Origin of the sequence: Anabaena sp. CS-542/02, assembly GCF_028331085.1 — a bacterium.
Classification (GTDB): domain Bacteria; phylum Cyanobacteriota; class Cyanobacteriia; order Cyanobacteriales; family Nostocaceae; genus Anabaenopsis; species Anabaenopsis arnoldii.
In genome coordinates, this window is the sequence record NZ_JAQMTM010000165.1 from 1 (window position 1) to 14,135 (window position 14,135).

Here is a 14,135-nt window from a genome sequence, read left to right on the forward strand (position 1 = left end):
GGAAGATTTTATACGGACAATGGTCTTTTAAGGGGCTATTTTTCTTACTAAGAATACAGACTTTGTACTGTTTTTCTCCCTGGTCACCTTGTCCACCTTGTCCACCTTGTCTTGTCCTTATAAGGGGAGGGGACTGGATTTTATTGTTTTTTGTATGTTCCCCAATCCTTCCCAATCGTTCCGAATCCTTCGGTGTGTTCCCTGTTCCGGTGTTCCCTAATATAAAAATTACCTGTTTAATACTTTCCAAATAACCTCTTACAGCAAGCAATTATTAAGTAAATCAATGTTCAAATACATCTTTAAATTGCAATAAATCTAAGCTGACAAGGGTCGGTAAAACTTGAAAGCATTCTTGAGCAATTTCCCAACGTTCTTCCCGTTTGAGCATCGCTGTAAGTTTTTGCTGTACACTGAGTAGGTAGCGGACATCATTAGCAGCATAATTGAGTTGAGCCTCTGATAAATTAGCAGCGTTACCCCAATCAGAACTCTGAGAGCTTTTATCTAATTCTATGTGTTCTAACTCTTGGACTACATCTTTGAGTCCATGACGATTGGTGTAAGTACGAGCTAGCTTACTGGCAATTTTGGTACAAAACACAGGTTGAACTCGAATCCCCAGATGATAACGCAAAGCCGCAATATCAAAGCGGGCGAAGTGGAAAACTTTCACCACGTTCACCGCCTCCAAAAGTATCTTTAAATTTGGGGCTTCGGTTTGGCCTTTGGTGATACCAATTACCGTTACTTGTCCCTGAAGATTACATAGCTGAACTAGACAGAGGCGATCGCGCTGTGGTAATAGTCCCATGGTTTCAGTATCCACAGCGATCGCCTCGGATTTTAAATACTCAGCCAAAGCAGCCTCAGTCAAGTCACCTATGGCCGCGCCGCGTAGGCTATCACTGATTTGAAAATCTTGTAATGTCATGAACTACCCAAATATAAATGTAGTGTCTTTGAGAAAAAAACTATCAGACACTACATTAATTATGATGCCAAAATCGGTGTAAATCAATCTATTTACTGCGAATAAAAATTTGAGTGAGGTAAACTTCCCCTTCCTTGTTGGTAGCAACACCAATCCCCGTGAGGTCGTAATCCCCATGGATATTCTGCAAATGTCCCGGACTTTTCAACCACCCAGTAATGGCTTCACTGGCTGGATTGCTATATCCTTTATTCAGCGCTAGATTCTCTGAGGCACCATTATGTCTCAGGGGAATGGTACTGACACGCTGTTTAAATCCCTCATGGCTAAACGGGACTTTACCATTAGCCATGTCTTGGCTATGAATCCTCGCCTGTTCAGTAATATCTGTATTTAGTCTCAACTTTGGCAGATTCTGAGACACTCGATATTGGTTAATTTTCTCAAAAACTGATTTCTCTAGTGCATTGGTTTGAATACTAGTAGTAGTAGTTAAGATTGCAGCCTGACTTGGAGGAATTAACAAAGGTTGACTACGATTAGTTGACTCCGTAGAACCGTGAGACGTTATGGAGGTATTGATTAATCCACTCGCAAGGACAAGCGTACTTAAAGCGATGCCAAAAGCAGGTTGTCTAAACATGGACAGTTGCTTGATATGTGTAATTGCTGGACCTATAATCTAACTTCTGCTTCTAGGAATATATAACAGGATAATCTCGAAAATTAATTAAATTCAGGCATTTTGGCAAATAATCTTTAGTTTAATTAATGTATAATTAATAACAAAGTAAATAAATACAGCATTTCCCATGCTCGTGAGGTACAAAGTTGTTTAGTTTCAGGGAACAGGGAACAGGGAATAGGCAATTGATGTGTACTTCATTAGCCTGAAAAAGGCTTTAAATAAATAAATAAATGCCGACAATCTTCCACCGCTTCTAGCTGTCAGTGATTCCTGGGGTGGCTATTACTGACATTTTTTTGCATCATGTTTTAGTTACTGAGAAAATTTGTCCACAGATGAACACAAATCTAGAGGGGGAGATGTTGATTTAACTTACCACTGCGATAACCTTCTAAATCTAGGGTGACATAGATAAATCCCAACTCCTGAAATGCAGCAACTAGAGACTGTAAATCGGTAGTCAAGATAAAATCTTTGATATTTGCTGGTAATAATTCAATTCTGGCGGTATCACCTTCAGAACGCACGCGCAAATTCTCCCAACCCAGTTTTCGCAGATAAATTTCTGCCCTACCTACTCTTTGTAACTTGGCTATGGTAATCTCTTCACCGTAGGGAAACCGAGAACTTAGACAAGGTTGAGCGGGTTTATCCCACCAGGGTAAACCGAGTTGTTGTGAAAGTTGACGGACTTCGGCCTTGCTGACACCGACCTCTGCTAAAGGCGATCGCGCACCTCTTTCTTTAGCCGCTTGAATTCCTGGGCGATAGTCGTGTAAGTCATCAGCATTCACCCCATCTACTACATAGGGATAACCTAACTGCATAGCTAGGGGTTTGAGGGTATCATGCAATTCACTTTTGCAAAAATAACAACGGTTGACGGGGTTAGAAGTGTAATTGGGATTGTCCATTTCATGAGTTTGGACTATTCTATGGGGAATCCCTATAGTTGCGGCTTGAATTTTCGCATCTTCTAGTTCTTCTGGTAACAGGGAAGGAGAAACAGCTGTGACAGCCAAAGCGCGATCGCCCAATACATCATAAGCAATCTTGGCCACCAAAGTGCTATCAATCCCTCCGGAGTAGGCAATCAAAGCCTGTTGCATTTCGCCAAATAAAACTTTTAACTGGTCAAACTTTTCTGTCAACATGATTTTGAAATCTACTCTCAACCCTATAGCACCCAATTAATTCTATTCTAGGGGATGTGTATATGGGTTGAACAACCACCGAAAACATCAAACTTATGGATATACTTGCTCAACTAATTGTTAATGGTATAGCTGTAGGCAGCATTATTGCTCTGGCCGCAGTGGGACTGACCCTAACCTATGGTATTTTACGGTTGTCTAATTTTGCTCACGGTGATTTTCTCACTCTCTCTGCCTATTTGACCCTGTTACTCAATACCAGTGGTATCAATATTTGGCTATCCATGATTCTGGCGACCACGGGAACAGTAGCAGCAATGCTACTCTCAGAAAAGTTGTTATGGGCAAGAATGCGCTCTATTCGTGCCACATCCACTACCTTAATTATTATTTCCATTGGACTGGCTTTATTCTTACGTAATGGCATTATCTTTTTCTGGGGCGGTCAGAACCAAAATTACAATTTACCCGTTACAACTGCTTTGAATGTTTTTGGCATCAGGATACCCCAAAATCAATTGCTGGTATTGGGGTTAGCCGTGGTGGCAATTTTCGCCTTGCACTACCTGCTGCAAAATACCAAAATTGGTAAAGCCATGCGTGCAGTTGCTGATGATTTAGACTTAGCTAGGGTTTCTGGGATTAATGTCGAGCAGGTCATCCTGTGGACTTGGATTATTGCGGGGATATTCACCTCTTTGGGTGGCAGTATGTACGGATTGATTACAGCAGTACGTCCCAATATGGGCTGGTTTTTGATTTTGCCCTTATTCGCTTCCGTAATTTTAGGTGGTATTGGTAACCCCTACGGTGCGATCGCCGCCGCGTTTATTATTGGTATCGCTCAAGAAGTGAGTAGCTTGTGGATCGGTTCACAGTATAAACAAGGTATAGCACTGTTAATGATGATTTTGGTGCTGCTCATTCGCCCCAAAGGTTTATTTAAAGGTACGATTTAAGCAGCACCGTCCACTTCTAATTATTCAATGATGTGGAAATAATAAGCTGCAACTAAGAAGTTAACAGCTAATAACAGCAATGCCCAGGCAGCACGGAAGGTGTAGGGGGGTTTAGCACCTGTTGCTGCAACGGGGGAATTTTGAACTTTAGCCATCAGTCGTTCTCCTTCTTTTTTGACTTTATTCAGAAATACCAAACAGCTGTACCAAAAAACCAAAATCCTTTAAAAATATTTGTGTCAACCTTCCTCACCAGCATGGTAAGAGCTACGCACCAAAGGACCACAACGGACGTGGTTAAATCCCATTTCCCGTGCTACCCCTGATAGTGTATCAAATTCTTCTGGTGTCCAGTATTTTTGCACTGGCAAATGTTCTAAGGAAGGACGCATATATTGGCCGATGGTGAGGCGATCGCATCCCACCGCCCTTAAATCCGCCATAGTTTCTATAACTTCTTCCCTGGTTTCACCGTGTCCCACCATTAAACCGGACTTAGTGGGGATAGTAGGATCAATTTCTTTCACCATAGCCAGCACATTCAGGGAGCGATCGTACTTAGCACCCCGACGCACCGGACCTGTTAACCGCCGTACCGTCTCCACATTGTGATTAAAACAAGTCGGTTTAGCGGTGACAATTGTGGCTATTCTTGCTCGTTGTCCTGATTCTCCCGCACCAGCGCCGCCCCAAAAATCTGGTGTTAGCACTTCGATTTGAGTTTGTGGATTTAACAGGCGAATATTATCTATTGTCTTGACAAAATGCCCCGCCCCCTGGTCTGGTAAATCATCACGGGCTACAGAAGTCAGAACCACATAACGTAATCCCAACAGTTGCACAGCTTCAGCTACTTTTTGCGGTTCCTCTAAGTCAATCGGCATGGGGGCATGACCCTTATCTACTTGACAAAAAGCACAAGAGCGTGTGCAAACAGGCCCTAATAGTAAGAAAGTGGCAGTTTTTTGACCATAGCATTCTCCTCGGTTGGGGCATCGTCCCTCTTCACAAATTGTATGAATTTGGCGTTGCTTAATAATCCGTTGTACAGTAGAAAGCTCACTAGCCCTGCCAATAGGGCGGCGTAACCAGCTAGGCATAGTCAAACTCCCGCTGGGGAGGGGTTGGGGTGCTGGTTGTGGCGTAGTCATAGACATTTAAGCAATATCCAAAAGTACTGTGGCCCTAATGATGGCTTTGAAACAAATTTAACATAATTCAGCAGGGGTGCTAGTGTCTTGCACCCCCTAAAGTTGCAACATCCAATCTACAACTCTTCTAGTTCTGGTGTTGAGATTATACTGACCTGGTTTTTCTCCACCGCTGTTGCTTGTAGCATTGCAGTATTAGAGATAGAATTGTTAGCCAATGTAAATAGTGGATTGGACAAAATCCCCGCGATGGAAGTAGCAATTAAAGTTACTATTAGTCCCACTTGCAAAGGTCTAAATCCTGGTAAGTTCCACTGTACTGCTGGATAATTTTTGACTACCTCTGACATTTCTTGGGGTTCTTTGACTACCATCATTTTTACCACGCGAATGTAGTAATAGATGGAGACAACACTAGTAACTAAGCCCAGTAAAACTAACCAGTAAAGTCCAGCTTGCCAACCAGCCCAGAACAGGTAAATCTTCCCAAAAAACCCGGCTAATGGCGGAATCCCACCCAAGGAAAGTAGAGATATACTCAAACTGAGTGTAAGCAGTGGGTCTTTTTGATACAATCCAGAGTATTCGGTAATTTGGTCTGTTCCTGTCCGTAGGGAGAAGAGAATCACGCAGGTAAAACCGCACAGGTTCATGAACAAATATACCATGAGGTAAAATACCATGCTGGCGTATCCCGCCTGAGTTCCCGCAATCATGCCAATCATCACAAATCCAGCTTGAGCAATGGATGAATAAGCTAACATCCGCTTCATGCTAGTTTGGGCGAGGGCGACTACGTTACCCAATACCATACTTAGAACTGCAAGGGCAGTGAAAATAAATCTCCATTCCTCCGCAACTAGGGGGAAGACTGTTGTCAGCAAGCGAATGGCCAGGGCAAACCCAGCGGCTTTGGAACCCACCGATAAAAAAGCAATCACCGGGGTGGGAGCGCCTTCGTAAACGTCTGGGGTCCACTGGTGAAAGGGTGCGGCGGAGATTTTAAAGCCGATACCGGCAATCACGAAAATTAGGGCAATTACCAAACCTAAAGACTGACCAACTTTTGCCGCAGCAATACCACTAGCGATCGCCCCTAATTCTGTTTGTCCACCTGATAGACCATACAGCAGGGAAACACCGTATAAAAATATTGCTGTACTGGAGGCTCCAATCAACAGGTATTTCAGCGCAGCTTCGTTAGAGCGGGGATCACGCTTAGTATAACCTGTGAGTAAGTATGAAGAAATACTGAGGGTTTCCAGTGAGATGAAAATCATCACCAACTCACTAGCACCCGATAAAAACATCCCTCCCACGGTAGCAGTGAGCAAAATAGCAATAAATTCTGCTAAAGCAGTACCACTTTGCTCAATGTAGCGAATTGACATCAATATAGTTACCGCAGCAGACAAGGCAATAATACCGCGAAAAACAATACTCAGGTCATCACCAATAAAGCTCCCGGTAAAGGAAATGGGATTAGTAGCATCCCATTGAAGATAGAGAGCGCCAACCGCGGCCACTAAACCCGCGATCGCCACATATCCAATCCAGCGTGAGGAGCTACGTCCCAAAATCAAATCAACAATCAAAACCCCTAAGAGAGTGACAATTACAATCCCCTCCGGCAAAATCGTTCCAGCATTTAACTGGGATGTCAGATTAGAAAAATCCATGAGATATATAGGTTTTGACGATTAGACATTAAGGAAGCATCTGAGTTTATTCTATTGTTACGGTTGGATATTTTCGATATTTCTGTAAGGTTTTCTCAAAAATTCTTCCCCTGTCATCCATTGTGGGGAAATTATTTGACCCCTCCCTAACCCTCCCCTTGTAATGGGAGGGGACTGGATTTTATTGTCTGTTCCCTGCTCCCTTAGAGGATGTTTGTCAAGTCATGATTAGTGTATCGAATATTATTTGACCCCTCCCTAACCCTCCCCTTGTAATGGGAGGGGACTGGATTTTATTGTTTTTTGTCTGTTCCCTATTCCCTGTTCCCTGTTCCCTAAGATGAAAATTACCTGTTGAAAAGTTATAAAACAACCTCTTAACACAATCATATGCAAACCTATCAAATCACCGTGGGTGAATTAATTATTGATGTCGTCAGAAAAAATATTAAAAATCTGCATCTAGCAGTATATCCACCTGATGAAAGAGTGCGCATAGCTACACCATTACATATTAATGATGAGAGTGTGCGTTTATTCGCAGTTTCCAAACTAGCCTGGATTAAAAAACACCAAAAGAAATTTAAATCCCAAGAACGCCAGTTAACAACAGAATTTGTATCTGGTGAAAGCCATTATTTCCAAGGTAAACTCTATTTACTTAACCTCATCTATTATCAAGGTAGTCCTAAAGTAGAAGTCAGAAATAATACTTATATTGACCTTTATGTCAGAGAAGGAAGTAATCAAACTCAAAGACAACAAGTGATCATGTCTTGGTATCGACAGCAATTAAAACAGGAGATTCCCCCATTAATCGCCAAATGGGAAAACAACATAGGCGTTACAGTCAACCAGTGGGGGGTAAAACTGATGAAAACTAAATGGGGTACTTGCAATATACAAGCCAAACGCATCTGGTTAAATCTTGAACTCGCAAAAAAAGACAAGAAATATTTAGAGTATGTAATTGTCCATGAGATTGTACACCTCCTAGAAAGGCATCATGGAGAGCGATTTGTGTCTTTAATGAATAAATTCATGCCCAATTGGCATTTTTATCAAGATGAATTAAACCGTTCATCCCTTACTAGTTACTAAGTACCATGATCTTAGAGGATGTTGGCAAAGTATTAAACAGGTAATTTTTATCTTAGGGAACACCGGAACAGGGAACACCGGAACAGGGAACACACAAAAAACAATCAAATCCAGTCCCCTCCCCTTGTCAGGGGAGGGTTAGGGTAAGGTCAAATAATATTCGATACACTAATCATAACTTGACAAACATCCTCTAAGCTTCCGACCCATCACCCGTCACCCGTCAACAGTCACCCGTCAACAGTCACCCGTCAACCGTCAACCGTCAACCATCAGATGAAACTTGATGGGGATTTTGCAAACTAGATTCGCCAATTCTGCCTCAGATAAGTTAAAGATTGAAATAGCTGGTGATTCATCTCCAGCATTTTCCCAACCCATCCTCTAGGAAGAACCGCGCCATTAGCTTGGTGTATTTTCATCTGGTGAGGACTAACGTGTGATAGCTTGCGTGGCGTAGCCATAGATTAAATCACAGCCCTAAGCGTGACGTTTTATCTTGACATTTCACCGATAGCTTGCGTGGCGTAGCCATAATCACATCAATTTGACTGTTTAGCTAGCATAGCTACTCTTTTTCTTGAAATTTCCATGTCAACTCTCGTCATCGTCGAATCTCCGACCAAAGCTCGTACCATTCGCAACTACCTGCCAAAAAACTATCGGGTAGAAGCGTCTATGGGTCATGTCCGTGACTTACCCCAATCTGCCACGGAAATTCCCGCCGCTGTCAAAGCGGAACCGTGGGCCCAGCTGGGGGTAAATGTAGAAGCCGACTTTGAACCGGTGTATGTAGTCCCCAAAGACAAAAAGAAAGTTGTCACCCAGCTTAAAGAAGCCCTCAAAGAAGCAGATGAACTGATTCTGGCAACTGACGAAGACCGGGAAGGTGAAAGCATCAGTTGGCATTTATACCAACTGCTCAAGCCAAAAGTTCCGACTAAGCGAATGGTCTTTCACGAAATTACCCAAGAAGCTATTAAAAAAGCTTTGAAAAACTGCCGCAATATTGATGAGCAGTTAGTTCGAGCCCAAGAAACACGGCGGATTTTGGATCGATTAGTCGGGTATACCTTGTCTCCCCTGCTGTGGAAAAAAATCGCCTGGGGATTATCCGCAGGAAGAGTACAGTCAGTAGCTGTGAGACTTTTAGTCACCAAGGAGCGCCAACGGCGAGCCTTCCATGAAGGTACATATTGGGATTTAAAAGCTAACTTAGTGCAGGAAAAAACCGCCTTTGGCGCTGTGTTAGTGACACTGGGAGGAACAAAAGTAGCCACTGGTAGTGATTTTGACCCAGCCACCGGACAAATTACCTCCGGGCGCAATGTCTTGTTACTCAACGAAGCCCAAGCGATCGCCCTCAAACAAAGGCTGACGGGCAAAACCTGGAATGTCAACAACATCGATGAACGAGGCGTAACGCGTAAACCAGCGCCTCCCTTTACCACTTCCACACTCCAACAAGAATCAAACCGTAAACTGCGTCTCTCAGCCAGAGACACCATGCGGATTGCCCAGAATTTGTATGAGCAAGGGTATATTACCTATATGCGGACAGATTCAGTACATTTGTCTGATCAGGCAATCACCGCCGCTCGTACCTGTGTAGAACAACTTTACGGTAAAAACTACCTCAGTCCCCAACCCCGGCAATACACCACCAAATCTAAAGGCGCACAAGAAGCCCACGAAGCCATTCGCCCCGCTGGGAGCACTTTCCGTACTCCCCAAGAAACTGGTTTAAGCAGTCGGGAACTGGCTGTTTATGACTTAATTTGGAAGCGTACCGTCGCTAGTCAAATGGCTGACTGTCGCCAAACCCAAATTACTGTACAGTTGCAAGTTGAAGATGCTGGCTTTCGTTCTGCTGGTAAGCGGATTGATTTTCCTGGATTCTTGCGTGCTTATGTAGAAGGTTCCGATGACCCAGAGGCCGCCTTGGAAGATCAAGAAGTAATTTTACCCAGTTTGAAAGTGGGGGATCATCCCAATTGTACCGACCTAGAAGCCGTGGGTCACGAAACCCAACCCCCAGCTAGATATACCGAAGCCACCCTAGTGAAAACTCTAGAAAGTGAAGGTATTGGCCGCCCTAGTACTTACGCGAGTATCATCGGTACAATCATCGATAAGGGTTATGCCCAATTAGTGAGTAATGCCTTAATTCCTACTTTCACGGCCTTCGCCGTCACAAATCTTCTAGAAAAGTATTTCCCGGATATTGTAGACCCCAGTTTCACCTCCAAGATGGAACAAACTCTAGATGACATTGCTACAGGGGAGGCTAATTGGTTACCTTATTTACGACAATTTTATCTAGGAGACAAAGGTTTAGACACTCTAGTCAAAGAACAAGAACATCAAATTGATGCCACTCTTGCCAGAACCATAGTATTAGAAAATTTAGAGGCTAAAGTCCGTATTGGAAAATATGGCCCCTACATCGAAATGGAGAATGATGGCACTGTGGTTACTGCTTCCATTCCCAAAGACCTGACACCATCTGACCTTGACCCCAAACAGGTAGAAATACTGCTGCGACAAAAAACCGCAGGGCCTGACCAGGTGGGTCGCCATCCTGAAACTGGTGAACCCATGTATCTCAAAATTGGTGCCTATGGTCCCTATGTGCAGTTGGGTGATAAAACTGAGGAAAATCCCAAACCCAAACAAGTTTCTTTACCCAAAGGTGTCACACCGGAAAATCTCTCTTTAGAGATGGCTGTGGGTCTGTTGTCTCTACCCCGGACATTGGGAGTTCATCCAGTCACAGGTAGTAAAATTAAAGCCAGTTTGGGGCGCTTTGGTCCTTATGTTGTTCACGACCAGGGTAAGGAGGGAAAAGATTATCGCTCCCTCAAAGCTGGTGATGATGTGCTGACAGTTTCCCTGGAAAGAGCATTGACGCTATTATCTGAACCGAAAAAGGGGCGCGGAACCAGCCGGAACAATTCCAAGACAGCTTTACGGGAATTGGGTATGCACCCCGATGAAGGTACGCCAGTAAATATTTATGAGGGCCCCTATGGTCCTTATATTAAGCATGGCAAAATTAATGCCAGCATCCCAGAAGGTCATTCGGTAGACGATATCACCCTATCTACAGCCCTAGAATTATTAGCAGTCAAAGCCTCTACCAAGAAATCTACTCGCAAGACGACTAAATCTACAACATCTCGCACCAAGTCAACTGCTAAATCATCCCAGACTCGCACTAAAAAAAATGATCCAGAAGCTTAGAGGATGTTTAGTAAGTCATGATTAGTCTATCAACTATTGTTTGACCCCTCCCTCACCTTTCCCTTTATCAGGGAAAGGTGACTGGATTTTATTGTTTTTTGTGCGGTCGGTGAGCGAAGTCGATAGCGGTAGCGTGGCGTTAGCCATACCGTGTTCCCCAATCCTTCGGTGTTCCCTGTTCCCCGTGACTTTGCAGCCGGAGGTTTCAAAGGTCGTAATGTGATACTCTAAAAGGTAGGGTTGATGACAAAAGCCAATTCTAGAAGTAGTTGACTTCCAGGAAGGCTCGGTTGCTGTCAGCCTGTTCTCAATCTAGAGGTGCGAAAATACGCGAGTTATGCGTAGCCGTTAGTCAAAATATTGAGGTAGTATCTCAGGAGCAGTCAGTTCAATGGACTATATAAATCAAGTGCTAGAAAAGCTGAAAGCGTTGGCACGCAAGCTCATTGAAGGTTTATTAAGCCCAGAGCCAGAGCCAGAACCGGAACTAATTCCGATTCCTGTCAATGAGCGCTCGCGTCGTCGTTAATACCTGAAAAAATTGAACTCGTATTCGCAAATTATTAGTATTTTAGTACTGCACGGGCCCAATTTAAATTTACTAGGACAGCGAGAACCAGGAATTTATGGTTCCTTGACTCTGGCTGATATTAACCGCTTGTTAGAAGAGGAAGCTTTGAAGTTACAAGCGGAAGTGATTCCTGTGCAGTCAAATCATGAAGGGGTTTTGGTAGATCGGATTCATGGGGCTTTAGGAAAACATCAGGGAATTTTGATTAATGCGGGGGCTTATACCCATACCAGTGTGGCTTTGCGGGATGCGATCGCTGGTGTGAATCTACCCACAGTGGAAGTACATTTAAGTAATATTTATCGCCGGGAAGATTTTCGCCACCATTCTTTCATTGCGCCGGTGTCTATCGGCCAAATCAGTGGTTTTGGTGTGCAAAGTTATTTGCTGGGTTTACAGGCTCTAGTGGATCACTTAAGAAATAAAGTTAAAAAACATTAATTTTCCTAAAAAATTGTCATATTTTGCGGTAGGTAAAACTGTCTAGACCTAACCAGGCTTAAGATTGATTTGATAGGTATGAGGTAGCCCTAGTGTCGGCATGATTTAACCCGAAGATATGAAATAATTTTGAGGAGTAGCCCATGATTACTACTGCCATTTTCCCATCCCGATATGTTCAAGGTAGCAATGCTATCAAGTTGCTCGGTGAAGAATTAAGTCGTTTAGGTCGAAAAGCCCTTGTCATCATAGATCCGGTGATTTTTGGGCAATTCCAACCCTTGATTGAAGAGTTCACCGCGGGAAAAGTCGAAGTATATCTCCAAGGTTTTGGGGGTGAATGCTGCAATGGCGAAATTGATAAACATATATCAACAGCTACAAGTTATCAAGTAGATTTAATTGTCGGTGTGGGAGGGGGAAAAACCATCGACACAGCCAAAGCTACCGCCCATCATTTAAAACTTCCCGTCGCCATTGTCCCCACTATTGCCTCAACTGATGCCCCATGTAGCGCCCTATCAGTGATTTACACCCCCGAAGGCCTATGGGAACGCTATCTGGTCTTACCCCGCAACCCAGACTTGGTTTTAGTAGATACAAGTATTATCGCCCAAGCCCCAGTCCGCTTTCTGGTATCAGGTATGGGAGATGCCCTCGCTACCTGGTTTGAAGCAGAAGACTGTCAGATTAAACGCGCTAAAAATATGACCGGGCGCATGGGTCCGATAACTGCCTTTAGTCTCGCCCATCTGTGCTATGAAACCTTGCTGGAATATGGGGTTCACGCAAAAACCGCTTGTGAACAAAACGTAGTTACTCCGGCTTTGGAACGGGTGGTGGAAGCGAACACGTTACTGAGTGGACTCGGCTTTGAAAGTGGCGGACTGGCTGCAGCCCATGCCATTCATAATGGGTTTACAGTGCTTGCAGAAACTAAGAAGTTTTGGCATGGTGAAAAGGTGGCATTTGGGGTGCTGGCAATGCTAATTTTAACTGATCGCCCAAGTGCGGTGATTGATCGGGTCTTTAGCTTCTGTGAGTCGGTGGGACTACCAACTACCCTAGCTGATTTAGGACTGGAGGGAGTTAGTCGCGATCGCTTATTTTTAGCGGCGCAACAAGCTTGTAGTGCCGGCGAAACGATTTATAATGAACCATGTGAAATTACCCCTGAAAGTGTCCTAGCGGCCTTGTGTACTGCTGATGCGGAGGGAAAGCGACTGCGGCAATTGTAATTTTTTTTATTATGCGCTACCCACTGATTAATCGGTTTAAAGGTGCTTTATTAGGAGCATTACTAGGTGAGGTTTTAGCAAAGGATGCCCAGAATTATCTTAGTTGTGATGTGAGGGAAATAGTCCTTCTGGGTACTAAAAACTTAATAGAGCTAGGTAAATTAGATTTAGATAACTGGCCAGATCAGCATCCTACAGAACCTCCTGATTTAAACCGCACTGATAGCCTTTTCCTCAGAGCTATAATTGCCACATTACCAGTGGCACTTTTTTTTCATGATCACAGCCCCCACCTACGACAAAACTTGCTGGAGATGTTGCCAATATGGGGTGATGAACCAGTTGTCAGGGATGGCACATTAGCAGTAGGATACACCATCGCCAAATCCCTCACCGAAGAACTTCATCCTCAAACCCTAATACCCGAAATCATCAGTTTTATTGGCGACACATCCACGCTGTTACCAGATAAATTAATAAAACTGAATAATTTATTAGAGCAAGGAGTTGGGTTAGAAACAGTACAAGCCGAATTTAGTAGAGAAGACGATGGGATTCATGCTATTGTGATGGCGTTTTACTGCTTTCTCAGCACCTTAGAAGACCTGCAGTTGGCAGTTTTGCGAGCTACTCACAAGGATAATAGTAGGGAGGGAGAAACTGGAAATTTACATTTGCAAACCATCAGTATAATTACTGGTGCATTATCAGGGGCTTACAATAGTACCGTGGGTATTCCTGTAAAATGGCATGGTTTGTTATCCCCTGATAATTCTAAGAGTCTAGTGCTAGAATTAGCTGATGTACTGGTTGCTGTATGGTCAGGAGTGTATGATCCCGATCTACATTTCAATGAGTATCCAGGGGAGGGATGTGTGAGACATGAAGAACAGACCGCGCTTTGCGTCTTTGCATCTCCTCGGGTTATTCAGTCCCGTTAAGATAATGGTTACAGTTCCGTCTTTAATTGCCAAAT

Annotated in this window: 13 protein-coding genes; 7 read left to right on the forward strand and 6 right to left on the reverse strand. The window is 43.7% G+C overall.

The window, feature by feature from the left end; all coding sequences use genetic code 11:
- Positions 1-283: 283 nt before the first annotated feature.
- The 3 genes from PN447_RS17075 to larE form a co-directional block, all read right to left on the reverse strand.
- Positions 284-934, reverse strand: a complete 651-nt coding sequence (locus PN447_RS17075; RefSeq protein ID WP_271764204.1) for a ribonuclease H-like domain-containing protein — start codon at positions 932-934, stop codon at positions 284-286.
- An 88-nt stretch (positions 935-1,022) separates the two neighbouring features.
- Positions 1,023-1,577: a CAP domain-containing protein gene (locus PN447_RS17080; RefSeq protein ID WP_271764205.1), complete on the reverse strand. Its 555-nt coding sequence runs from the start codon at positions 1,575-1,577 to the stop codon at positions 1,023-1,025.
- A 392-nt stretch (positions 1,578-1,969) separates the two neighbouring features.
- Positions 1,970-2,776 (reverse strand): ATP-dependent sacrificial sulfur transferase LarE, encoded by an 807-nt coding sequence (larE, locus tag PN447_RS17085; protein ID WP_271764206.1) that lies wholly within the window; start codon positions 2,774-2,776, stop codon positions 1,970-1,972.
- A gap of 95 nt (positions 2,777-2,871) precedes the next feature.
- On the opposite strand from larE, the gene PN447_RS17090 reads away from it, so the two are divergent.
- On the forward strand, positions 2,872-3,735 hold the full coding sequence (locus PN447_RS17090) for a branched-chain amino acid ABC transporter permease (protein ID WP_271764207.1): 864 nt from the start codon (positions 2,872-2,874) through the stop codon (positions 3,733-3,735).
- Between the two features lie 20 nt (positions 3,736-3,755).
- Here PN447_RS17090 and psaX read toward each other — a convergent pair whose 3' ends face one another.
- The 3 genes from psaX to PN447_RS17105 form a co-directional block, all read right to left on the reverse strand.
- Positions 3,756-3,890, reverse strand: coding sequence for a photosystem I protein PsaX (gene psaX / locus PN447_RS17095; protein WP_271764208.1), 135 nt, complete (start codon positions 3,888-3,890; stop codon positions 3,756-3,758).
- A gap of 84 nt (positions 3,891-3,974) precedes the next feature.
- A complete protein-coding gene (gene lipA, locus PN447_RS17100) occupies positions 3,975-4,886 on the reverse strand; it encodes a lipoyl synthase (RefSeq protein ID WP_271764209.1) in 912 nt (303 codons plus the stop codon).
- Between the two features lie 116 nt (positions 4,887-5,002).
- Positions 5,003-6,565, reverse strand: coding sequence for an NAD(P)H-quinone oxidoreductase subunit N (locus PN447_RS17105; RefSeq protein WP_271764211.1), 1,563 nt, complete (start codon positions 6,563-6,565; stop codon positions 5,003-5,005).
- Between the two features lie 390 nt (positions 6,566-6,955).
- Between PN447_RS17105 and PN447_RS17110 the strand changes: the two genes are divergently transcribed.
- From PN447_RS17110 to PN447_RS17135, 6 genes are all read left to right on the forward strand, one after another.
- Positions 6,956-7,666 (forward strand): M48 family metallopeptidase, encoded by a 711-nt coding sequence (locus PN447_RS17110; protein WP_271764212.1) that lies wholly within the window; start codon positions 6,956-6,958, stop codon positions 7,664-7,666.
- Between the two features lie 591 nt (positions 7,667-8,257).
- Positions 8,258-10,909: a type I DNA topoisomerase gene (gene topA, locus PN447_RS17115; RefSeq protein ID WP_271764213.1), complete on the forward strand. Its 2,652-nt coding sequence runs from the start codon at positions 8,258-8,260 to the stop codon at positions 10,907-10,909.
- Positions 10,910-11,300: 391 nt separating this feature from the next.
- Positions 11,301-11,438 (forward strand): hypothetical protein, encoded by a 138-nt coding sequence (locus tag PN447_RS17120; protein WP_271764214.1) that lies wholly within the window; start codon positions 11,301-11,303, stop codon positions 11,436-11,438.
- Between the two features lie 12 nt (positions 11,439-11,450).
- Positions 11,451-11,921 carry a type II 3-dehydroquinate dehydratase gene (aroQ, locus tag PN447_RS17125; protein ID WP_442867112.1) on the forward strand — a complete coding sequence of 157 codons (471 nt, stop codon included), beginning with the start codon at positions 11,451-11,453 and terminating at the stop codon, positions 11,919-11,921.
- Between the two features lie 143 nt (positions 11,922-12,064).
- Complete coding sequence (locus tag PN447_RS17130; RefSeq protein ID WP_271764215.1) at positions 12,065-13,159, forward strand: glycerol dehydrogenase; 1,095 nt, start codon at positions 12,065-12,067, stop codon at positions 13,157-13,159.
- Positions 13,160-13,170: 11 nt separating this feature from the next.
- Positions 13,171-14,100, forward strand: coding sequence for an ADP-ribosylglycohydrolase family protein (locus PN447_RS17135; protein ID WP_271764216.1), 930 nt, complete (start codon positions 13,171-13,173; stop codon positions 14,098-14,100).
- Positions 14,101-14,135: the final 35 nt, after the last annotated feature.